The sequence below is a fragment of the Microlunatus panaciterrae genome, assembly GCF_016907535.1.
Lineage (GTDB): Bacteria > Actinomycetota > Actinomycetes > Propionibacteriales > Propionibacteriaceae > Microlunatus > Microlunatus panaciterrae.
Genome location: NZ_JAFBCF010000001.1, coordinates 2,463,906 through 2,486,138, shown reverse-complemented (window position 1 = coordinate 2,486,138; position 22,233 = coordinate 2,463,906). Strand labels below are relative to the sequence as shown.

Below are 22,233 nucleotides of genomic sequence, written 5' to 3'. Positions count from 1 at the left end.
CCAGTTGCCGGCAGGTGAACAACGGGCAAAAAGGCAGGTGGGAGCGGCAGTGACGCGGTCGCCAGCGGGTCGAAAGCGCGCCGCAGACGAATTTTAAGGTTGGCGGTAACTGCGCTATAGTTTCGCGGGCACGTTAAGTGCGAGCAGTAGGCAAGACCAGATGGTCCTAGCAGTCTTAGGGCCCCGTAGCGCAGTTGGTTAGCGCGCCGCCCTGTCACGGCGGAGGTCGCGGGTTCGAGTCCCGTCGGGGTCGCGAGAGCGGTGATGCAGCATCACGCCGGCATCGCCGTTTTTGTGTTCGGTGACCCAGTCGTAGATTGGGCTCAGGACACGGCCAGGTAGCTCAGTTGGTAGCAGCGTTCGCCTGAAAAGTGAAAGGTCGCCGGTTCGAGCCCGGCCCTGGCCACCGATCCACCTCTATCCTCCGCGCTCGGCGCGCCCACATCAGGTCAGTCGTTCTCGATCGCCTTCATGGCGGGGGTCTTGGCGATGTCCCCGACGATGGAGCCGACATCGCGCGGCCAGGACAGGTAGCGCCAGGCCAGGTTGATGAAGGTCTGCACCCGGTTCCGGCCGCCCAGCAAGGTGTAGATGTGCAGCACGATCCAGCCGATCCACGCCAGCGTTCCCTTCATCTTGACGCCGATGGGCAGCTGCAGCACCGCCGCCTGGTTGCCGATCGTCGCCATCGTTCCCTTGTCGTGGTAGTGGAAGGGCATGGTCGGCTCTCCGCGTTCCAGCCGGATGATCTGCGCCACCGCATGCTCGCCGCCCTGGATCGCGGGCTGCGCCAGCTGCGGCAGCGGGTCGTCGTTGCTCACCGCCGCGTCGCCGACCGCGAAGATCCGCTGCTGACCGACCACCCTGAGGTCGGTCCCGGTCTCGATCCGGCCACCGCGTCCGATCGGCAGGCCCCACTCCTTGATCTGCGTGTAGCCACCGATGCCGGCCGCCCAGATGACCAGGTCGGCGGGCAGCGTCTGCCCGTTCTTCAGGTCGACATGATCGGCATGCACCTCGGCTATGGCGGTGTTCAGCCGCACCTCGACGCCCTTGTTGATCAGTTCCTTGCGGGTGTAGTCACGCAGTTTGGCGTCGAAGGGTGCCAGCAGATGCGGCGCCATCTCCACCAGGATCACATGCACCTTGGCGCGGTCGATTTCCGGGAAGAGCTTGGGGATGGCCGACCGCATCTCGGCCAGGGACCCGGCCATCTCGACGCCGGTGGCTCCCCCGCCGACCACCAGCACGGTGAAGCCGCGCGACCCCGGGTCCCTCCGTGCGGCCAGCGCCTCCATCCCGCCGTAGATCGTGTCCCGGACCTTGATCGCCTCGGCCCGCGTGTACATCGACATCGTGTACTCGGCGGCTCCGGGAATGCCGAAATGGTTCGTGGTCACACCGGTACCGATGATCAGGTAGTCGAAGCTGACGTTGACGCCGTCGGCACAGATGACGGCCTGGTTCTCGTGGTCGATCCCGACGACGTCCGCGCGCCGGAACTTCACGCCCTTCTTCCGGGCAGCGAAGAACCTGAGCGAGTAGGTGACGTCTCCGGGGTTGAGGCCGCCGGTGGCCACCTGGTACAGCAACGGCTGGAACGTGTTGTACGGGTGCCGGTCGATGACCGTCACCCGGAAGCCCGCCTTGGCCAGCTTCCTGGTGGCGGCGATGCCGGCGAAACCGGCGCCGAGCACGACGACATGGGGCATATCGGTCATGTCCTCATCCTCCCAGGTGGGACGGGCCGACCCCAAGGTTCTGTGCTGTGTCTCACTCCGGGGCGTCGAGGTAGGCGCCCACCCAGCGGCGCATCTCGGCAAACACCTGCTCACGCACCTCCGGCGCCGACAGCACCAGGTCGTGCACTCCCCGGTCGATCCGCACGATCGTCACGTGGCGGCCCAGCAGGGCGGCCCGGGACGCGATCTGGTCCACGTCCAGGACGTTGTCGACGCTGCGGATATCTTCATGCCACCGGCGGCGGAAGTCCGTTTTGGTGGAGCACATGGCCAGCACCGGGATCTGCAGGTCGAGTCCGGCGGCCACCCGCTGGTGGCCCTGCAGGATCGCCCGCAGCCAGCCGGCCCGCAGCGGCGGTGACGGGGAGGTCTTGAGCTCGAGGTCGTAGTCCCACTCGCCGCCGTGTGACAGGTGCATGGCGCGTTTGTAGAGGCCCGCATCCGGCAGCTTCAGAAACGAGGTCGGCCGGCTGCTGCCCAGTGCCTGGATCACCGGCGTGCCCAGCGCGCGGACCACCGCCGATCCCTGCAGGTCCAGCCACGGTGAGTTGAGCACCAGCCCGACCAGCTGATCCTGATGCTGGGCCGCCCACAGGGTGGCCACCAGTCCACCGGTCGAGTGGCCCATCAGCAGCACCTGATCATGGTCGGCGGAGATCACCTCCAGCGCGGCGTCGAGCTCGGCTGCGTAGTCATCGAGGTTGGTGATGAACCCGTGCAGCTGTCCACTCCGCAGGCTCCGGCCATAGCGCCGAAGATCGATGGCGTAGAAGTCGAAGCCGATCCCGGCCCAGAAGTCCGCGTGGTGGGTCTGGAAGAAGTAGTCGTTCCAGCCGTGCACATAGAGAAGGGCCCGCCGACTCTGGTTGCCGGGGGTTCGACGGATCAGCGTCGCCACCATCTCCTGATCCGGCGGTTCACCGGCGGCCACTGCGACGGCAGGCAGCGGCAGGTCGAGTCTCTCGAACTCCTCGAGGATGTCGGGTTTCCAGGCGCTCACAGATCAAGGGTAGGTTGAGGGCCATGAACGCCGAGGTTCCCGCCAGCCAGGCAACGGACATCCCGCTCGACCCGACGGTCGTCGACTCCCTGTGGGCTCCTGATCACAAGGTGCTCCAGGTCAACCACGGCTCGTTCGGCCGGGTGCCGACCGAGACCTCCGCCTTCCTGCACGCGCTGATCGAGGTCGAGGACAGTAACCCGCAGGGCTGGTTCCGGACGGTCAGGGACGAGATTGCGGACGCCCGGGTGGCACTGGCAGAGTGGATCGGCGTCGACGAGCACAGGATGGGCCTGGTGCAGAACGCCAGTGCCGGCATGACGATCGCCCTGAACACTCTCGGCCCCGAGGCGCGCGGGCGGAAGATCATCTTCACCGACCACATCTACGGTGCGGTGCAGTACGCCATCGAGCGGACCGCAGCGCGAACCGGCGCGGTGCCGGTCAGGTTGTCAGTGCCGCTGGACGCCGACGACGACCAGGTGGTCGCCGCCATCGCGGCCGAGCTCGACGGCGCCGCGATGCTGGTGGTCGACCAGATCACCTCCGCGACTGCCAAGCTCCTCCCGGTCGGCCGGCTGGCCCGACTGAGCCGAGACGCCGGGGTGCCGATCGCCATCGACGGCGCCCACGCGCCGGGCCTGATCGAGGCACCGGTGGCAGGCATCGAGGAGGCCGACTTCTGGACCGGGAACTTCCACAAGTGGCCCTGCACCCCGCGTGGCACCGCCGCGCTGGTGGTCAGCGAGGACCGGCTGGACACGGTGCCGCTGGTTGCGTCCTGGTATGAGCACGAGCCCTTCGCCCGGCGCTTCGACCAGCAGGGCACCGCGAGCTGCGCCAACTGGGTGGCGGCACCCCATGCGGTGCATCTGATTGAGCAGCGACTGGGCTGGGCGGCGGTCCGCAGCCACATGTCCGCGTTGGCGGACGCGGCTCAGCAGCTCGTCTGCTCCGCGCTGGACGTGGCCGTCCCCGAGGTCGGACGGACCGCGCTGTCGATGCGGCTGGTCCCGTTGCCGGCCGGTGTGGCCACCGACCCGTTGGCCGCCGGCGTGCTCCGGGACCGGATCGCCGACGAGCACGGGATCGAGACCGCCGTCACCTGCTTCGCCGGACAGGGGTATGTCCGGCTCAGCGCCCACGCATACAACACGCTCGACGACTACCAGCGCCTCAGCGACGCGCTGGTGGCTATTTCACCAACCGCCAGTTGACCGGGTACTTGTAGAACTCGCCCTTGTTGGCGGCCATTGCGGCCAGGATGCACAGCACCAGACCGCCGATGGCAACCAGCGGCAACAGCACGACCCCGATCACCACCACGGTCAGGATCGACGAGACGATCATCGCGATGCTGTAGAGGATCGAGAAGTTGAGCGCCTCGACCGAGTTGTCCTTCAGCCACTGGCTGCGATCCTTGTAGATCAGGTAGACGACCAGTGGGCCGACGAACCCGACGAACGGGATCGAGATGTGCGCGAGGATCGACCAGAGCTTCTCGTCCGACGCCGACACGGGTGGCTGCCCGGCCACCGGCGGCTGGCCGCCGTAGTACTGCTGCGGCTGGGCGTACTGCTGCGGCTGGGCGTACGGCTGCGGCTGGGTGTACGGCTGCTGACCGTAGTCTCCCTGGGGAGGGTATCCACCCTGCGGCTGACCATAGGCGCCCTGGCCGTACTGTCCCTGGTCGTAGCCTGGCGCACCGTACGGCTGGCCTCCGCCGTCCTGTGATGGGGTGGCTGCCGGGTCTGGTTGTCCGCCTTGATATTCCGGACGATTCTCAGTCATGGGAGAAGGGTAGGGCTTCGCCGAGGGCAAGGAAAGAGATGCGCCCCTGATCATTCTTCGAAGAGATGATCAAAGGGCGCGGCATGGTTCAACCCGACTTGCGCAGGTGTCCGTACGCCTCGTCCGGCGGCGACGAGTACGGGTCTTCCTCATACTCCTCAGCCAGATCGGCATAGGCCTCAGGCACCACCGGGGTGTCCTCAGAGTCTCCCCGAAGTTCGCGTTCCAGCGACGTAAAGTCCGTCTCGAATGAGCGATACTTCAGTTCGCGAGCAACCTTCGTCTGCTTCGCCTTTGCACGGCCGCGCCCCATATCGGGTCGACCCCCTCGCATTTGTCCGCCAGCGGCCTAGCCGCGGCTCAGGTTGATTAATGTCGTGAGAGACAGGCTACCCAATGACTTCAAGGGTGCAAATCTCGGGACACTTATTGGGACGCGTGTTGCCCCACCAGCCGCACCGATCCCGGGGCTGACGGGACGTCCGCGGCCTCGACCTGGCCGCACACCCAGGCCTTCATCCCCCGCTCGGCGAGCAGGTCGATGGCGCCGTCCGCCGCATCGGCCGGCAGCAACGCGACCATCCCGACGCCCATGTTGAGGGTGGCCTCGAGATCGGGCTGGGACACCTGTCCGACGGACTGCACCAGGTCGAAGATCGGCGCCGGACGCCAGCTGGAGCGGTCCACGGTCACCTGGACTCCGGTCGGCAGTACCCGACTGAGGTTGTTGGCCAGGCCTCCGCCGGTGACGTGGCTCATCGCGTGCACCTCGACCGCGTCGATGAGCGTCAGGCAGTCCAGCGCGTACACCCTGGTCGGGGTCAGCAGCTCTGGGCCCAGCGCACCGCCCAGCTCGGGCACCTCCCGGTCCAGGGTCCACCCCGCCAGTTCCAGCAGGATGTGCCGGACCAGCGAGTAGCCGTTGGAGTGCAGCCCGGAGGAGGCCAGCGCCAGCGCAACGTCGCCGGTCACGACCCGGTCGGGACCGAGCAGCCGGTCAGCCTCCACCACACCGGTGGCGGCGCCGGCCACGTCATACTCGTCTGGCTGCAGCAGCCCGGGATGCTCTGCGGTCTCGCCACCGATCAGGGCGCAGCCGGCGGCGACGCACGCCTCGGCGATCCCCTTGACGACCGCAGCGATCCGGTCCGGGTCGACCCTGCCACAGGCGATGTAGTCGGTCATGAACAGTGGCTCCGCACCGCACACCACCAGGTCGTCCACCACCATCCCGACCAGGTCGAAGCCGATGGTGTCATGGACACCCATCGCCTGGGCGATCGCGACCTTGGTGCCGACTCCGTCGGTGGAGGTGGCCAGCAGCGGGTGACGATACCGGGCGAGGGCGCTGGCGTCGAAGAGTCCGGCGAAGCCGCCCAGCCCACCGCGCACCTCGGGCCGCCGGGTCTTGGCCACCCACTCCTTCATCAGGTCGACGGCGCGCTCCCCTGCCTCGATGTCGACGCCGGCGGCGGCGTACGCCGACCTGCCGGTCCCGTTGTCGGGTGTGGTCTCGCTCACAAGCGTCCCTTCGCAGTTCGGTGGCGGTGAGCCTATGGGCGGCTGAGCGCGTCGGAGGCGCCGACCCCGGCCGCCGCGGTGGCCAGGCCGTCCGCGTCGGTGCGCGTCTGCTCGTCCACAGCCGTCTTCCCCAGTCGTTCGCTGAGCGGCAGCTCGACCGGGTAGACGCCGTCGAAGCAGGCCCGGCACAGGTCGTCCTTGGCCAGCTCGGTGGCGGCGACCAGGCCGTCGAGAGTGACATAGCCGAGCGAGTCGGCACCGATGGAACGGCAGACCTCGTCAGTGTTCAGCCCGGTCGCGATCAGCTCGGCCCGGCTGGCGAAGTCGATGCCATAGAAGCACGGCCATTTCACCGGCGGCGAGGAGATCCGGACGTGCACCTCGGCGGCACCCGCCTCGCGCAGCATCCGCACCAGCGCCCGCTGGGTGTTGCCGCGCACGATCGAGTCGTCGACCACGACCAGCCGCTTGCCGGCGATCACATCCCGCAGCGGGTTGAGCTTGAGCCTGATGCCCAGCTGACGGATCGTCTGGCTCGGCTGGATGAAGGTGCGCCCGACGTAGGAGTTCTTCACCAGCCCGAGGCCGTAGGGGATGCCGGACGCCTCGGCGTACCCGATGGCGGCCGGCGTGCCCGACTCCGGCACCGGGATCACCAGATCGGCGTCGGCCGGGTACTCCCTGGCCAGCGTCCGGCCCACCTCGACCCGCACCGAGTGCACCCGTTTGCCCGAGATGGTGGTGTCGGGCCGGGCCAGGTAGACGAACTCGAAGATGCAGCCCTTCGGTGCCGGCGGCGCGAAATGACTGCTGCGCAGACCGGACGCGTCGACGGCGATCATCTCGCCCGGCTCGATCTCGCGGATGAACGAGGCGCCCACGATGTCCAGGGCGGCGGTCTCGCTGGCGACCACCCAGCCGCGCTCCAGCCGGCCGAGGACCAGCGGCCGAATGCCCTGCGGGTCACGGGCCGCATAGAGCGTCTCCTCGTCCATGAAGACCAGGCTGAACGCGCCCTTCAGATGCGGGAGCACCTCCTTGGCGGCCGCCTCGATGCTGAGCTCGGGGTAGGTGGTCATCAGCGCCGTGATCAGCGAGGTGTCGTTGGTGGCCTCATTGCCAAGCGCCCCGGGCACCAGCGTCTCACCGGGCTGGTCCCGCTCGCCGAGCCAGGACTCCAGTTCGACCGTGTTGGTGAGGTTGCCGTTATGACCGAGGGCGATGCCCCCCGATGCCGTCGGCCGGAAGGTCGGCTGGGCGTTCTTCCAGATGCTGGCACCGGTGGTCGAATAGCGCGCATGCCCGATCGCCAGATGCCCGCGCAGCGAGTTGAGGGTGGACTCGTCGAAGACCTGGGACACCAGGCCCATGTCCTTGAAGACCATGATCTGGGAACCGTTGCTGACGGCGATACCGGCCGACTCCTGGCCACGATGCTGCAGGGCGTAGAGCCCGAAGTAGGCCAGCTTGGCGACCTCCTCGCCCGGGGCCCACACGCCGAAGACTCCGCAGGCGTCCTGGGGGCCACGATCGTGGGGGTCAAGATCATGGGTCAACCGACCATCTGCACCTGGCACGCGGCCTAGCCTACCGCGCTGAGCGCTTCCGCCCTCCCGTCGCCCGCGGCGGCGGCTTGAGCGGGCTCGGTGTGGCCGTTTTCCCGCCGCGGTTTCCCAAGTCGACTTGGGAAACTGTCACGAAGCCAGGGAAATCTGCCCCGCTCTGTGACAGTTTCCCTAGCCGTGTACGGGGTCAGCTAGCCCGTGTACCGGGTCAGCGGCGGCGTGGTCGGCGATCCGCTGCAGGAGGAGGGCCTCGGCCAGGCAGGCGGCGGCGAAGTCGCCCAGATGCAGCGACTCGTTCGCCCCGTGCATCCGCGAGTCCGGATCGACCACAGCGGTCACCAGTACGGTGGCGTCGGCGAAGGCCTGCGCGAACTCGGCCACCATCGGGATGGAGCCGCCCTGCCCGACGAACACCGGTTCCCGGCCCCAGGCCTGCGTGAAGGCGGCCCGGGCCGCCTCGGCGTACGGCCCCTCGAAGCCGATCACCGAGGGTTCCCCGATCTCACCCGGCGTCACGGTCACCTTGGCCCCCCAGGGCGCGTGCTGCTCCAGATGCTCGGTCAGCCGCTGCAGGGCCCTGCCGGCGTCGTCGCCGGGCGCGACCCGCAGGCTGATCTTGGCCCGGGCGCTGGGCACCAGGGTGTTGGAGGCGTCGGCCACCGAGGTCGCATCGATCCCGATCACCGCTATCGCCGGCTGGTCCCACAGCCGCTCCACCAGGGTGCCCTGGCCGAGATAGGAGACGCCGTCGAGGATCCCGGACTCGGCCCGGAACCTGTCATCGGGATAGTGCAGATCCGGACCCGGGCCGGAGTGCAGACCTGCCACCGCCACCGTGCCGGCGTCGTCGTGCAAAGTCGCCAACAGCCGGCAGAGCACGGTCAGCGCATCCGGCACGACCCCGCCGTACATGCCCGAGTGCACCGCGTGGTCGAGGGTCCGTACCTCGACCACACACTCCGCCAGGCCGCGCAGGGTGGTGGTGAACGCGGGCTCCCCCACCGACCAGTTGCTCGAGTCGGCGATGACGAACACATCCGAGGCGAGCTGGGCGTGATGGGCGTCCAGCAGTCGCGTCAGGGACGGTGACCCGACCTCCTCCTCGCCCTCGACGAACAGGGTGACGCCCACCGGCGGCCGGCCACCGAAGGCCCGGAGTGCAGCCAGATGGACCGCAAGGCCGCCCTTGTCGTCGGCCGCGCCGCGCCCGAACAGCCGGTCGCCTCGTTCGGTCGCCACGAACGGCGAGGTGTCCCAGCTCGCCGGATCACCGGTCGGCTGTACGTCGTGGTGGGCGTAGAGGCAGACCGTGGGCATCCCCGGCGGGGCGGGGAACCGGGCGATCACCGCCGGCGCGCCGCCCTCGGCCACCACCCGTACGTCCGGACTGCCCAGAGCCGTCAGCAGCGCAGCCACCGTGTCGGCGCTGCGCTGCACCTCGGCGGCCCTGGCGGGGTCGGCGCTGACCGACTCGATCGCCACCAGGCGTCTCAGGTCCTCGAGGACTCCCGGAAGCTCACGTTCGACGGCGGCACGAAGATCCATGGCCCGAGCCTAGGCGAGCGTCGCGGCCCGGATCAGATGGGCTCGAATGAACGATTCGCCGGTCGGGGGCTTACTCTGGTCCGGGCCCGAATCCCAGACGTTGGGCCCACTGATCGACGAAAGAAGAACAATGAGCCACCCAAGAATCAACCAGAAGACCGCAGTTCAGCTCCTCCAGGACGCCTTCAACAAGGTGGTGGAGACCCAGCAGGACAACATCTCGGAGGCAGCCAAGCTGATCGTTCAGCAGCTCGGCAAGAACGGGATCATCCAGGTCTTCGGAACCGGCCACTCGCGCAGCTTCGCGATGGAGATCGCCGGCCGCGCCGGCGGCCTGGTGCCGGCCAGCAAGCTGTCCATCTCGGACCTGGTGTTCTTCGGCGACACCGAGCCGATGGACGTGCTTGACCCCATGCTGGAGCGGGACGACTCGCTGGCCGAACGGCTGCTGGCCGTGCACCACATCGACCCGGCCGACATCTTCATCATCTGCTCTAACTCGGGTGGCAACGGCTCCACCGTCGAGCTCGCCCGGCTGGTCAAGGAACGCGGTCACAAGCTGATCGCCGTGACCTCGATGGACCACACCACCAAGATCGACTCACGTCACCCGAGCGGCCAGAAGCTCTATCAGCTGGCCGATGTGGTGATCGACAACGGCGGCGTCTTCGGTGATGCGGCCCTGCAGCTCCCCACCGGCGGCAACACCACCGCCACCTCGTCACTGACCGGCACGCTCATCGCGCAGATGCTGGTGACCGAGATCTGCGGCCTGCTGCTCGAGGCCGAGCAGCCCGTACCGATCCTGATCTCGGCCAACATCCCGGGCGGGGACGCACACAACGACGCTCTCCGCGACCGCTACGGCGACCGGGTCAAGACCAGCGCTCCCTGACGTCGGGCCCGCTTCGCATCCGATATTTCGTACGTGATGGGTGTGTCGGTTTCCCTAGTCAACTAGGGAAACCGTCACAGGGCCAGGCAGATTTGCCCCGTCAAGTGACCGAATCCCTAGTTGACTTGGGAAACCGACGCCGCCCAGCCGCCCCTAGCGGAGCTGCAGGGCGGTGGGGATCGGGGCCTCCCAGGCCGTCCGGATGGTGGTCAGCGGCAGGCTGAACTGGCCGTCGACGGTGAGCTCGGCGTCGGCCGCTACCGGCTGCACCGTGCCGATCCGGGCATACTCGATCTGGTGGTCGGCGCAGAGCCCGGTGAACTCATGGACCTTGTCCGGGGCGACCGCGACCAGCACCCGGCCGGCACTCTCGGAGAACAGTGTGACGAACGGGTCGGCTTCCTCGGGCAGGTAGACCTTCGCACCGGCACCGTGCCGAAGGCAGGACTCGACCAGCCCTTGGGCCAGACCGCCGTCGGCAAGATCATGTGCTGCCGACAGCAGGCCAGCGCGGCTGGCGTTGATCATCAGCTCGGCCAGCCGTCTCTCGTGCTCGAAGTCCACCCGTGGTGGGGTCCCGCCAAGATGATCATGGACCACCTCTGCCCAGACCGAGCCGGCGAGCTCGTCCCTGGTCTCCCCCAGCAGAACGATCTCGTGTCCGGGGGCGCTGAACCCGATCGGCGTCCGCCGACGGACGTCGTCGATCACCCCGAGCACGCCGACCACCGGCGTCGGCAGGATCGCCGTCTCACCGGTCTGGTTGTAGAAGCTCACGTTGCCGCCCGTGACCGGCGTGCCGAGGGCGAGGCAGCCGTCGACGAGACCGCGGATCGCCTCGGTGAACTGCCACATCACCGACGGGTCCTCCGGCGATCCGAAGTTTAGGCAGTCGCTGATCGCCACCGGCTGAGCCCCCGCTACGGCCACGTTGCGGTAGGCCTCAACCAGCGCCAGCTGGGCACCGGCGTACGGGTCGAGGTAGGCAAACCGGCCGTTGCAGTCGGTGGCCAGGGCCACCCCCAGCTGGCTGTCCTCGTCGATTCGCAGCATGCCGGCATCCTCGGGCTGGGCCAGCACGGAGTTGCCGCGGACGTAGCGGTCGTACTGGTCGGTCACCCACGACTTGTCGCACAGGTTGGGTGAGCCCACCAGCCGGAGCAGTGTCTCGGCCAGCTCGTCACCGGTCCGCGGCCTGGCCAGCGCGTCCGGCACGTCGGCCTGAACCCGGTCCTGCCAGTCGGGCCGGTGGTACGGGCGGTCATAGACCGGACCCTCGTGGGCGACGGTCCGCGGCGGCACGTCGACCACGGTCTCGCCGTGCCAGTCGATCACCAGCCGGTCGCCCTCGGTCACCTCGCCGATCACGGTGGCCAGCACGTCCCACTTGCGGCAGATCTCCATGAACGCATCGACGTTGTGCGGCTCGACGACGGCCATCATCCGTTCCTGCGACTCGCTCATCAAGATCTCCTCCGGACTGAGCGTGGAGTCCCGCAACGGCACCAGGTCAAGATCAACGTGCATACCGCCGTCGCCGGCGCTGGCGAGCTCCGAGGTGGCGCAGGACAGCCCGGCACCGCCCAGGTCCTGGATGCCGCTGACCAGTCCTGCGGCGAAGATCTCCAACGTGCACTCGATCAGCAGCTTCTCCATGAACGGGTCGCCGACCTGGACGCTGGGGCGCTTGGCGGGCCCACTCCGAGTGCCGTCGTCGGCGACGTCGAAGGTCTCGCTGGCCAGCACCGAGACACCGCCGATCCCGTCGCCGCCGGTGGCGGCGCCGTAGAGGATCACCTTGTTGCCCCTGCCCGACGCGTACGCCAGGTGCAGGTCCTCATGTCGCAGTACGCCGACACAGAGGGCGTTGACCAACGGGTTGCCGGCGTAGGTCCGGTCGAAGACGACCTCCCCGCCGATGTTGGGCAGGCCCAGGCAGTTGCCGTAGCCGCCGACCCCGGCGACGACCCCCGGCAGGACCCGCAGGGTGTCCGGCGCGTCCAGCGGCCCGAACCGCAGCGGGTCCATCACGCCGATCGGCCGCGCCCCCATTGCCAGGATGTCCCGGACGATACCGCCGACACCGGTAGCCGCCCCCTGATAGGGCTCGACGTAGCTCGGGTGGTTGTGGGACTCGATCTTGAAGGTGACCGCGTAGCCCTGACCGACGTCGATCACGCCGGCGTTCTCGCCGATTCCGGCCAGCAGTTTGCCGATGGGCGTCTCTGCCGGCAGCTCGGAGAACTTGCGCAGATGGACCTTGGAGGACTTGTAGGAGCAGTGCTCCGACCACATCACCGAGTACATCGCCAGCTCGCAGGCGGTGGGACGCCGCTGCAGGATCTGCCGGATCCGGTCGTACTCGTCGGCCTTCAGCCCCAGCTCGGCCCAGGGCTGAGCGAGGTCGGCCGTGCTCTGTGCCTGTTCAACTGTGTCCGCCACGGGGCCAACGCTACCGTCTGGTGACGGTCGGCTCTGACGCCGATCGTCCCTCGGCCGCTCTCGGCAGGCGCACCGAACCGACCTCGGCGACCCGGTCCAGCCACAACGACAGGCAGGTCACGCTGAAGGCGGCGGTGAGGGTGAGCCAGACGCTGATCCCGCCGTCGTTGAGCAGGGTTCCGAGGATGGCGGTGCCCAGTGCGGCCACCGCCACCGGCCTGAGCCGGAGAACCTCGATCCGGGGCAGGGCATAGCGGAAGATGACCAGCCACAGCCCCACGCCGACGACGAGCGAACCGATGCCGAGCGGGCTGATGATGGTGTGCAGGGAGGCCACCGCCTTGCGGAACACCACGTCACCGGCGTCGCCGTCGATGATCCGCTGGACGAAGTCGCCCAGGTGACTGCGGGCGTCAGGCGGCCGATGCCAGTCCAGCAGCGAGATGACGCTGATGGCGACGACGGCGGCCAATCCGATGCCCAGCAGGCGCTGCCAGCCCGGATGCACCCCGGACACGACATAGGCCAGCCACAGCACGCCCGGCGTCAGAGCGATCACGCCACCGAAGTCGGTGCCCATGCCCGGCCAGCCCTCACAGATGATCACCACCAGGCCGACCAGCAGCACCGTCCCGCCGGCCAGCCGAGGCCGACCCGCCAGCCGCAGCCGGCTCGCCAGCGCGTACGCCAGGACCAGTCCGGCGGCCGCATACGCAGCGAACGTGACATTGCCGAAGCCATACCAGCGCAGCGCGAAGATGGGCCGGGAGTTGAGCATGCTGCCCGGTTGCATCACGGCTCCGAGGGCGGCGTCAGCGGTGAACGCAGCCATCGTCAGGGCGGCCGCGGCCACGGCCACCGGCACCCGCGCCAAGCGTGCGCCGAGCAGCGCGACGCTGGTCAGCATCAGCGCCAGCACGCCGATCAGCAGGCTCAGGAACAGCCCCGGCCTGGAGGCGTCCTGCCACGGTGCGGATCCGGTCAGCATCATCACCGCGGTTAGCACCGCCGCCAGCGCCCCGACCAGCCGGGCCGGCGCGTAACGACGCCGGATCAGGCAGATGATCATGGTGACGAAGAACAGCAGACCGCCGGCACCCAACGACAGATAGCCGATCGGCGCCTGGTCCGACAATGCCGCCAACGATCGCAGGTGTCGGTGCACCCGATCAGGTGACACGGTGCCCGACACCACGGCCAGAGGGGCCCCGTCGACCGCCTTCGCCGCCGCCCCGGGTGAGCCGCCGGTGCCGAAGTCGATCAACGTCCGGGTCAGGTCGTTGATCGTCACCACCCCTGGTCGCCGGGTGCTGGCCGAGGTCAACCAGCCGGGCAGGGTGGTGCCCACCCGATAGATCAGCTGCAGTCCCGGGTCGTTCGACCCGGTCGCTGGTCCGATGCCGGTCACGATCAGGGTGACCTCCGGGCGTCCGGCCAGCGCCCTGATCACCTCATCCGACGCCGGACCGGCGTCGACCAGGGTGATGGGGCAGCCGAGGGTGAACCCTCCGCCGGAGAAGGCCTCCACAGTGCGGTAGTCCGCGACAGTGCCCCCCGGCCGGGCCGCCGCCAGGGCCGCGCCGGGCCCGACTGCGGCGACGCAGCCACGCACCGACCGGGCCAGTGTGCCCAACCGGGCGTCACCGTTGCGGGCCCGGATGGCACCCTGTCGCATCGGCCAGTCCGTCACCAGGCCGCCGCTGACCTCCGGTTGGCACAGACCGCCGACGGCGGCCCGGCGGCCGGCTCCCAGGGTGGTCCAGCCCGCAGCCGCGCAGTCACCGACGTAGCGCGGCCGGACGGACACCGCACCGACCTGGACCCGATCCGCATGTGCCGCCAGGATCCGGGCGTCGGTCGGGTCGGGCTGGTAGCGCCCGGTGACGCCGACCACGACCACCCGATCGGTGTAGAGCTCCGACTCGGTCGCGTCGGGCAGCAGGCCGTGGATGCCCCGCAGCCCGGCGAACACGGTCAGCAGGCCGAGCAGGATCAGGGCCAGCCGGACTGGTCGCACCGCCATCGGTTCGGAGCGACTACGCCACTGCCGCGAGGAAGTCGAGCACGCTGGCGAAGAAGGGCAGGCCGTCCAGGCTGGGGCCGGTCAGCGGGTCCACGTTGTGCTCCGGATGCGGCATCAGCCCGACCACGTTGCCCCGTTCGTTGGTGACGCCGGCGATGTCGTTGAACGACCCGTTCGGGTTACCCTCCAGGTAGCGGAAGACCACCTGGCCCTCGCCCTCGAGCCGGTTCACCGTCTCCGCGTCGGCCACGAAACCGCCCTCGCCGTTCTTCAGCACGATGGTGATCTCCTGACCGAGCTCGAAGGCCGACGTCCAGGTGGTGTCCACCGACTCGACCCTGAGCCGCTGGTCCCTGCAGACGAACGTCCGGACGTCGTTGCGGATCAGGGCACCCGGAAGCAGCTTGGCCTCACAGAGGATCTGGAAGCCGTTGCAGATGCCCAGCACCGGCATCCCGGCCCCGGCGGCCCTGATCACCTCCGACATCACCGGGGCGAACCGGGAGATCGCCCCGCAGCGCAGGTAGTCACCGTAGGAGAAGCCGCCGGGCAGGATCACCGCTGCCACGTCATCCAGCGAGTCGCTGCCGTGCCAGAGCGGCACCGTCTCGGCGCCGCTCAGTCTGACCGCCCGCAGGGCGTCGTGGTCGTCGAGAGACCCGGGGAAGGTCACCACCCCGATCCGCGGACCCATCAGGCTCCCTGCTCCGCAGGAGGCGAAGCGCTCGCCGGCGCATCCTCCACCCGTACGGTGAAGTACTCGATCACCGTGTTGGCCAGCAGCATCTCGGCCGCCCGATGCACCTCGGCGAGCCGCGCATCGTCGAGCTCGCCGTCGATCTCCAGCTCGAACCGCTTCCCCTGCCGGACGGACATGCCGTCGAACCCCAACCGGCCCAGGGCGCCGGTCACGGCTTTGCCCTGCGGGTCCAGGATCTCGGGTTTGGGCATCACGTCGACGACTACACGGGCCATGCCCGAATGGTATCGGCCCGGGACCGCACCGCCTTTTCCGGACTCACCCCTTGAGCCGAGGTCCGCTCGCTGGGCAGGATCAGCCGGCGAAGGTCAGCCCGGTCAGCCGCTCGTAGGCCTCGACATACCTGGACCGGGTGGCGGAGACGATCTCGTCGGGGAGCGGTGGCGGCGGCTCACCGCTGGTCCGGTCCCAGCCGGACTCGCGCAGCAGCCAGTTGCGGACAAACTGCTTGTCGTAGGACTCGAGGGCGCCACCGGGCCGCCAGCTCGACGCCTCCCAGAACCGCGACGAGTCGGGGGTGAGCACCTCGTCGGCGACGATGATGTCGCCGTCGGGGCGGACGCCGAACTCGAACTTCGTGTCGGCCAGGATGATGCCGCGTTCTCGGGCGATCTGCTCGGCCGCGTTGTACATCGCCAGCGTGAGCTCCTGGATCCGGTCCGCCGTCGGCTCCCCCACCATCTCGGCTGCCCGCTGATAGCTGATGTTCTCGTCGTGATCGCCGAGCGCCGCCTTGGTGGCGGGGGTGAAGATCGGCTCCGGCAGCCGGGAACCGTCGACCAATCCCGCCGGCAGCGCGACCCCGCAGACGGTCCCACTCTGCTGGTACTCCAGCCAGCCGGAGCCGGTCAGGTAACCCCGGGCAACACACTCCACCGGGATCATCTGCAGCCGCTCGCAGACCACCGCGCGTCCGCTGACGGCGGCGGGCACCTCGGTGGAGAGGACATGGTTGTCCACCACATCGGCCAGCTGGTCGAACCACCACAGCGACATCTGGGTGAGGATCTTTCCCTTGTCCGGGATCGGTGTCGGCAGCACGTAGTCGAAGGCGGAGATGTTGTCGGTCGCCACCATCAGCAACCGGTCATCGCCCAGCGCGTACAGCTCGCGCACCTTACCTGTGTGCACCAGCGGCAGGTCGAGCTCGGTCGCGTACGTGGTCTTCAGCACATCCGCATTCTAGGGTCCGCCCCCGACACGTCCCTGAAGCCGCCCTGACCGACCCAGCAATCCTCTGTCGGACGGACTTCCGGTGCGTCACAGTGGAGGCACCACACCACACCAGTCCAGAAAGGACGCACAGAAATGGCCACACTGTCCCGCCCCAGGAACGACCGGATGATTGCGGGCGTCTGCTCCGGGATCGCTCGCCGTTTCGGCTTGAACCCCAACCTCGTCCGACTCGCCTTCGTGCTCAGCATGCTGCTGCCGGGCCCGCAGATCCTGCTCTACATCGCCGGCTGGCTGCTGATCCCTGAGGAGTCCTGACCGGGACTCACTGTCGGGAGTAGAGCGTCCTGACGATGTCCTCGATGGCCGGCTCCTCCAGTGTCAGGTCCCTGACCTCGACCTGGGAGGAGACGGCCGCCAACACCCGGGCGGCGGTGTTCTCCTCGGGTGAGAAGGACAGTCGCTGGCGCACCCCGTTCAGCTCGCTGCCGATGTGTTCGGCCCCCTCGATCTGGAGCGGCGGGTGCTCCGCGAGCAGGTCGACGACCAGCACCCGCTGCATCGCCACCCGCTGAGCCAGCCCCGGCAGGGTGCCGTCGTAGACCAGCCGGCCCTGGTCCACCACCAGCACCCGGTCGCACAACCGCTCGATGTCGCTCATGTCGTGCGTGGTCAGCAGCAGGGTGGTGCCCTCCGATCGGCGTTCGGCTACCAGGAACTGCCGCAGCCGCTCCTTGCTGATCATGTCCAGGCCGATGGTCGGCTCGTCCAGGACCAGCAGCTTCGGCCGGTGCACGAGCGCGGCCGCAACCTCACCGCGCATCCGCTCGCCCAGTGACAGCTGTCTGACCGGAGTGTCCAGGAACGGTGCCAGGTCCAGCCCTTCCACCAGCTGGTCGATCCGGGTGCCGGCGACGCCCGGCGGTATCCGGTGGATCGCAGCAAGGACGCGGAACGACTCCCCCAGTGGCAGGTCCCACCACAGCTGGCTGCGTTGGCCGAACACCACACCGATGTGCCTGGCCAGCGCGCGCCGCTCAGGAACAGGGTCGAAGCCGCAGGTGCGGACCGAGCCACCGCTCGGCACCAGGATCCCGGTCAGCATCTTGATCGTCGTCGACTTGCCGGCACCGTTGGCACCGATGTAGCCGCAGGCCTCCCCGGCAGCGACGGCGGCCGTGATCCCATCCACCGCGTGCACGACCCGCTTGGTCCGGCGGAGCCGGCCGGCCCTGGCCCGGACGACGAAGTTCCGCCGCACCTCGTTCAGCTCGATGATCGGCGCCATGGTCATCCTCCCGCTCCGGTGTACTTCCGAATCCCCAATCGCCAGGCCAGGCCGGCCAGCGTCCAGATCGACACCGCGAACACCGGTGCGAACCAGCCCAGCCAGGCCGGCAGCCAGGGCGGCCCCGGCAGTCCCATGATCAACAATGCTGGCACGTAACCGGTGATGGTGGCCGGCACGACGAAGGTGAACAGTACCCGGATGGGGAGCATCAGCACGCTGCCCGGCAGCTGACCGGCGTAGGCACCGCCATAGACGAAGGCGTTGGTGAACTCGGTGCCGTCGATGATCCAGAACTGGATACCGCCTGCGAGCACGAACAGTGCGCCGTAGATGGCCGCACCGACGACCGGTGTGGCGAGCAGCAGAGAGGTGGTGGCGGCTGTCAGGTCGAGGTCCATCCGCACCAGGACGATGATCAGCACCAGCAGAGCGAACACCGCGCGGCCGGCTCGGCGGAGCTGGAAGTCGGCCGTGATCATCTGGGCCAGCAGCGGCAGCGGGCGGACCAGGAAGGCCTCCAGCGTCCCTTCGCGCAGGTAGCGCGGGATGGAGTCCACCTGGCCGAAGACGAGGTCGGCCAGCGCGAAGCCCAGGTTGGCCAGCCCGAACACGAGCGCGGCCTGGAGGAAGGTCAGGCCGCCCAGGGTGGGCGCGTTGTGCAGCAGGATGTAGATCTCGGTGAACTCGAGCAGCCCGAGGAAGAAGGAGTTGACCAGGTTGACGAAGAAGCTGGACCGGTAGGTCAGCTGGCTGCGAATCCGGGAACCGATCAGGGTGAGATACGTCCGCCGACCCGAGAGCCGGGCGTACGGTTCAGCCACCTTGCACCACCAGGCGCTTGGCAGCCCGCCACAGCATCAGCCGGGTCAGGACGACCAGCAGCACGAGCCAGAGCAGCTGGACGCCGAGCACAGGGAACGCCTCGACGCCGGACGCCCGCCCGGAGAGGACATCGATCGGCGCCTGGAACATGGACGGGAAGGGCGAGGCGTAGGCCGCCTGCCGCAGCCAGTCCGGGAAGATGTGCACCGGGACGTAGAAGCCGCTGAGGAGCCCCAGCACCAGTACGTAGGCGTTCAGGTAGCCCTGAATGTCGAGGGTCCAGAAGGAGATCAGGTTCATCCCGTAGCGGCACAGGAAGCTGATCGAGATGCCGAGCACCAGGCTGACCAGGCCCAGTGGATAGGCGGTCCAGGACGGCGGCAGCGCGATCCCGATGATCAGCGCACCCAGCAGCAGTGGAGGAAGGCCGCGGGTGGGCAGGGCGAAGGCCGCGCGGCCAAGATCCCTGGCCCAGTAGGAGAGTTGGAGGTCGACCGGTCGCGCCAGGTCGATGGCGATCTGTCCGGTCCGAACCCGGTCCGACACCTCGGTCCAGCCGTACATGGCGACCGGCGCGAGCAGCGCCTGGCCCAACCAGACGTAGGTGGAGGCCTGCTGGGGGTCGTAGCCGTTGATCGAGCCACCGGCGGCGGCGATGGCCGCGAACAGCACCCCCGCCCGGATGAAGCCGAAGATGGTGTTGGTGAAGATGCCGGCGGCGATCGCCAGCCGATAGGTGCTGTGCCGCCTGAACTCGGCCCGGGCGAGTTCAAGGTAGCGATGCACAGTCGCAGAACTTAGGACCGCCCGGACCCGAGGTCAACGAGAGGGGCGAGTCGGCGGCCCGCCCGGGCGTGTCGCGCCCCTCAGAGCACCTGTCCCGGCTGGTAGGCCGCGGCCTCCGGATGCTGTTCGGCGATGGCAGCGACCTCGGCGGCGATGGTCGCGACCTGGCTGGTGGCGGTGCCGGCGAGCTCCAGCGGGGTCGTGACCAGGTCGGCGAGCTCCTGCCTGCTGAGCCCGAGCCGCTGGTCGGCGGCGAGCCGATCCATCAGGTCGTTGTCGCCGCGGCCGGTCTCGCGCATCTCCAGGGCGACCCTGACGGCGTGCTCCTTGATCGCCTCGTGGGCCTGTTCGCGCCCGACGCCCTTGCGCACGGCGGCCATCAGCACCTTCGTGGTGGTGAGGAACGGCAGGTAGCGCTGCAACTCGGCGTTGACCACCGCCGGAAAGGCGCCGAAGTCCTCCAGCACGGAGAGGAACGTCTCGAACAGCCCGTCGAGGGCGAAGAAGGCGTCGGGCAGCGCCACCCGGCGGACCACCGAGCAGGACACGTCACCCTCGTTCCACTGGTCACCGGCCAGCTCGCCCACCATCGAGACATAGCCACGGACCACCACGGCGAGGCCGTTGACCCGCTCGCAGGACCGCGTGTTCATCTTGTGCGGCATCGCACTCGAGCCGACCTGGCCCGGGCGGAAGCCCTCGGTGACCAGCTCGTGCCCGGCCATCAGCCTGATGCTGGTGGCGACGTTGGAGGGCGCTGCGGACACCTGGGCCAGCGCGGTCACCACGTCGTAGTCCAGCGACCGTGGGTAGACCTGTCCGGTGCTCGTGAACACCTGGGCGAAGCCGAGATGCTCGGCCACCCGCCGTTCGAGGTCGGCGAGCCGTTCCTGGTCGCCGCCGACCAGGTCGAGCATGTCCTGGCTGGTGCCGACCGGACCCTTGATGCCGCGCAGCGGATAGCGCTCGATCAGCTCCGACAGCCGCGCGTAGGAGACCAGCAGCTCGTCGGCGGCGGTCGCGAACCGCTTGCCCAGGGTGGTTATCTGGGCGGCGACGTTGTGTGACCGACCCGCCATCGCCAGCTCGGCGTGCTCGGTCGCCAGTCCGGCGAGCCGGACCAGGGCGCTGACCACCCGGTCGCGGATGATCTTGAGCGCGGACAGGATCTGCAGCTGCTCGACGTTCTCAGTCAGGTCCCGGCTGGTCATCCCCTTGTGCACGTGCTCATGTCCGGCCAGCGCGTTGAACTCCTCGATCCGGGCCTTCACGTCGTGCCGGGTGACCTTCTCGCGCTCGGCGATGCTGCCCAGGTCGACCTTGTCGATCACCGCCTGGTAGGACCTGATCACCGCATCGGGGTCGTCACCGCCGAAGTCCACGCCGAGGTCGCGTTGAGCTGCCAGCACCGCGATCCAGAGCTGTCGTTCGTTGATGATCTTGTTCTGCGGCGACCACAGCGTCCGCATCTGGGCCGAGGCGTAGCGGTTGGCGAGGACGTTGGGAACGGCAGCTGTGCTCATGTGATCGTCTCTATTCGGGTACGGACGCCGACGTCGCGGCGGCCTCGGCGATGTCACTGCGGTAGAAGGAGCCCGGCAACGAGATGCGGCTGATCCGGTCATAGGCCGCGCGCCGCGCGGAGTCGAGCGCGTCGCCGGCCCCGACCACTGCGAGCACCCGGCCGCCGGAGCTGATGAGGTGTCCCTCGTCGTCCACCGCGGTGCCCGCCTGGATGACCTGGGCGCCGTCGCTGAGCTGGCCGTCGGCGCCGGTGATCCTGCCACCGACGACCGGCTGCTGGGGGTAGCCTTCCGCGCCCAGGACTACGGCTACCGCTGCCCCCGGCCGCCAGCGCAGCGGCGGCTGGTCGGCCAAGGTCCCGGTCGCAGCCGCATACAGCACCTCGCCGAGCGGTGACTCCAGCACAGCCAGCAGGGCCTGTGTCTCCGGGTCGCCGAACCGGGCGTTGAACTCGATCACCCGGACACCCCGGGAGGTGAGCGCCAGGCCGGCGTACAGCAGCCCGACAAAGGGGGTGCCCCGCCGGGCCATCTCGTCAACGGTCGGCTGCAGCACGGTGGCGAGCACGTCCTCGACCAGGTCGCGCGGCGCCCACGGCAGCGGCGTGTAGGCGCCCATACCGCCCGTGTTCGGACCGGTGTCGCCGTCCCCGACCCGCTTGAAGTCCTGCGCCGGCTGCATCGGCAGCACGGTGCTGCCGTCGGTGATGGCGAACAGGCTCACCTCAGGTCCGTCCAGGTACTCCTCGACCACCACCTGCGGGCAGCCGGCCGCATGCCCGAGGGCGGCCTGCCGGTCCTCGGTCACCAACACACCCTTGCCGGCGGCCAGTCCGTCGTCCTTGACCACGTAGGGCGGACCGAACTCGTCCAGGGCAGCGGTGGTCTCGGCCACCGTGCGGCAGGTGCGTGACGCTCCGGTCGGCACCCCGGCGGCCGCCATCACCTCCTTGGCGAATGACTTGCTGCCCTCGATCCGGGCGGCCTCGGCAGTCGGGCCGAAACAGGCGATGCCCGCCTCCCGGACCGCGTCGGCGACCCCGGCCACCAGCGGCGCCTCCGGACCGATGACCACCAGGTCGGCGGCCAGGGAGGTCGCCAACCGCGCCACCTGGGGCCCGTCGAGCGGGTCGACCGGATGGTTGGTGGCGATCGAGGCGGTGCCGGGGTTGCCTGGTGCCACGTGCACCTCGGCCACGCCGGGGTCACGACTCAGCGCCAGCACCAGCGCGTGCTCCCGCCCGCCCGACCCGACTACCAGGACCCGCCTGCCCGCGATCTCTCTTCCCGCCACGCCCAGAGCCTAGCGAGAGCGGTACGCCGACTCTTTCCGGTTTCAGGGTTGACACGTGTG

The 22,233-nt window shown here is 68.8% G+C and carries 20 protein-coding genes and 2 tRNA genes; 5 read left to right on the top strand and 17 right to left on the bottom strand.

Annotation, left to right across the window (positions count from 1 at the left end):
* The first annotated feature begins 179 nt into the window (after nt 1–179).
* Nucleotides 180–253, top strand: a tRNA-Asp gene (locus JOE57_RS11275).
* Nucleotides 254–332: 79 nt separating this feature from the next.
* Nucleotides 333–406: transfer RNA gene (locus JOE57_RS11270), tRNA-Phe, on the top strand.
* A 43-nt stretch (nt 407–449) separates the two neighbouring features.
* Here the strand turns inward: JOE57_RS11270 and JOE57_RS11265 are convergent.
* Nucleotides 450–1,721 (bottom strand): NAD(P)/FAD-dependent oxidoreductase, encoded by a 1,272-nt coding sequence (locus JOE57_RS11265; protein ID WP_204918006.1) that lies wholly within the window; start codon nt 1,719–1,721, stop codon nt 450–452.
* 52 nt (nt 1,722–1,773) lie between these two features.
* A complete protein-coding gene (locus JOE57_RS11260) occupies nt 1,774–2,742 on the bottom strand; it encodes an alpha/beta fold hydrolase (protein ID WP_204918004.1) in 969 nt (322 codons plus the stop codon).
* A gap of 23 nt (nt 2,743–2,765) precedes the next feature.
* Between JOE57_RS11260 and JOE57_RS11255 the strand changes: the two genes are divergently transcribed.
* Complete coding sequence (locus tag JOE57_RS11255; protein ID WP_204918002.1) at nt 2,766–3,959, top strand: aminotransferase class V-fold PLP-dependent enzyme; 1,194 nt, start codon at nt 2,766–2,768, stop codon at nt 3,957–3,959.
* On the opposite strand, the gene JOE57_RS11250 is transcribed toward JOE57_RS11255, so the two are convergent.
* The 5 genes from JOE57_RS11250 to JOE57_RS11230 form a co-directional block, all read right to left on the bottom strand.
* Nucleotides 3,937–4,533 (bottom strand): DUF4870 domain-containing protein, encoded by a 597-nt coding sequence (locus tag JOE57_RS11250; RefSeq protein ID WP_204918000.1) that lies wholly within the window; start codon nt 4,531–4,533, stop codon nt 3,937–3,939. The genes JOE57_RS11255 and JOE57_RS11250 overlap by 23 nt on opposite strands.
* 88 nt (nt 4,534–4,621) lie before the next feature.
* A complete protein-coding gene (locus tag JOE57_RS11245; protein ID WP_204917998.1) occupies nt 4,622–4,846 on the bottom strand; it encodes a DUF3073 domain-containing protein in 225 nt (74 codons plus the stop codon).
* A 113-nt stretch (nt 4,847–4,959) separates the two neighbouring features.
* On the bottom strand, nt 4,960–6,054 hold the full coding sequence (gene purM / locus JOE57_RS11240) for a phosphoribosylformylglycinamidine cyclo-ligase (protein ID WP_204917996.1): 1,095 nt from the start codon (nt 6,052–6,054) through the stop codon (nt 4,960–4,962).
* A 32-nt stretch (nt 6,055–6,086) separates the two neighbouring features.
* Nucleotides 6,087–7,631, bottom strand: coding sequence for an amidophosphoribosyltransferase (gene purF / locus JOE57_RS11235; protein ID WP_204917994.1), 1,545 nt, complete (start codon nt 7,629–7,631; stop codon nt 6,087–6,089).
* A 159-nt stretch (nt 7,632–7,790) separates the two neighbouring features.
* Nucleotides 7,791–9,164, bottom strand: coding sequence for a dipeptidase (locus JOE57_RS11230; protein ID WP_204917992.1), 1,374 nt, complete (start codon nt 9,162–9,164; stop codon nt 7,791–7,793).
* A gap of 130 nt (nt 9,165–9,294) precedes the next feature.
* On the opposite strand from JOE57_RS11230, the gene JOE57_RS11225 reads away from it, so the two are divergent.
* Nucleotides 9,295–10,059, top strand: a complete 765-nt coding sequence (locus JOE57_RS11225; protein WP_204917990.1) for a sugar isomerase domain-containing protein — start codon at nt 9,295–9,297, stop codon at nt 10,057–10,059.
* Nucleotides 10,060–10,212: 153 nt separating this feature from the next.
* On the opposite strand, the gene purL is transcribed toward JOE57_RS11225, so the two are convergent.
* The 5 genes from purL to JOE57_RS11200 all read right to left on the bottom strand — a co-directional run bounded on the left by purL (nt 10,213) and on the right by JOE57_RS11200 (nt 16,454).
* Nucleotides 10,213–12,501: a phosphoribosylformylglycinamidine synthase subunit PurL gene (gene purL, locus JOE57_RS11220; RefSeq protein WP_204917988.1), complete on the bottom strand. Its 2,289-nt coding sequence runs from the start codon at nt 12,499–12,501 to the stop codon at nt 10,213–10,215.
* 10 nt (nt 12,502–12,511) lie between these two features.
* Nucleotides 12,512–14,524: a hypothetical protein gene (locus tag JOE57_RS11215; RefSeq protein ID WP_204917986.1), complete on the bottom strand. Its 2,013-nt coding sequence runs from the start codon at nt 14,522–14,524 to the stop codon at nt 12,512–12,514.
* Between the two features lie 13 nt (nt 14,525–14,537).
* On the bottom strand, nt 14,538–15,218 hold the full coding sequence (gene purQ, locus JOE57_RS11210) for a phosphoribosylformylglycinamidine synthase subunit PurQ (RefSeq protein ID WP_204917985.1): 681 nt from the start codon (nt 15,216–15,218) through the stop codon (nt 14,538–14,540).
* Nucleotides 15,218–15,499: a phosphoribosylformylglycinamidine synthase subunit PurS gene (purS, locus tag JOE57_RS11205; RefSeq protein ID WP_204917983.1), complete on the bottom strand. Its 282-nt coding sequence runs from the start codon at nt 15,497–15,499 to the stop codon at nt 15,218–15,220. Before purS ends, purQ begins: the two co-directional genes overlap by 1 nt.
* Nucleotides 15,500–15,578: 79 nt before the next feature.
* Nucleotides 15,579–16,454 carry a phosphoribosylaminoimidazolesuccinocarboxamide synthase gene (locus JOE57_RS11200; RefSeq protein ID WP_204920395.1) on the bottom strand — a complete coding sequence of 292 codons (876 nt, stop codon included), beginning with the start codon at nt 16,452–16,454 and terminating at the stop codon, nt 15,579–15,581.
* Nucleotides 16,455–16,592: 138 nt separating this feature from the next.
* Between JOE57_RS11200 and JOE57_RS11195 the strand changes: the two genes are divergently transcribed.
* Entirely contained in the window at nt 16,593–16,775 is a 183-nt protein-coding gene (locus JOE57_RS11195) for a PspC domain-containing protein (protein ID WP_204917981.1), read from the top strand.
* A gap of 7 nt (nt 16,776–16,782) precedes the next feature.
* On the opposite strand, the gene JOE57_RS11190 is transcribed toward JOE57_RS11195, so the two are convergent.
* The 5 genes from JOE57_RS11190 to purD form a co-directional block, all read right to left on the bottom strand.
* Entirely contained in the window at nt 16,783–17,745 is a 963-nt protein-coding gene (locus tag JOE57_RS11190) for an ABC transporter ATP-binding protein (RefSeq protein WP_239578920.1), read from the bottom strand.
* 2 nt (nt 17,746–17,747) lie between these two features.
* A complete protein-coding gene (locus JOE57_RS11185) occupies nt 17,748–18,569 on the bottom strand; it encodes an ABC-2 family transporter protein (protein WP_204917977.1) in 822 nt (273 codons plus the stop codon).
* Nucleotides 18,562–19,356, bottom strand: a complete 795-nt coding sequence (locus JOE57_RS11180) for an ABC-2 family transporter protein (RefSeq protein ID WP_204917975.1) — start codon at nt 19,354–19,356, stop codon at nt 18,562–18,564. Before JOE57_RS11180 ends, JOE57_RS11185 begins: the two co-directional genes overlap by 8 nt.
* An 80-nt stretch (nt 19,357–19,436) precedes the next feature.
* The gene (gene purB, locus JOE57_RS11175) at nt 19,437–20,879 is read right to left on the bottom strand and encodes an adenylosuccinate lyase (protein WP_204917973.1); all 1,443 of its coding nucleotides are present in this window, start codon (nt 20,877–20,879) and stop codon (nt 19,437–19,439) included.
* A gap of 10 nt (nt 20,880–20,889) precedes the next feature.
* The gene (gene purD / locus JOE57_RS11170; protein ID WP_204920394.1) at nt 20,890–22,158 is read right to left on the bottom strand and encodes a phosphoribosylamine--glycine ligase; all 1,269 of its coding nucleotides are present in this window, start codon (nt 22,156–22,158) and stop codon (nt 20,890–20,892) included.
* Between the last annotated feature and the right edge of the window lie 75 nt (nt 22,159–22,233).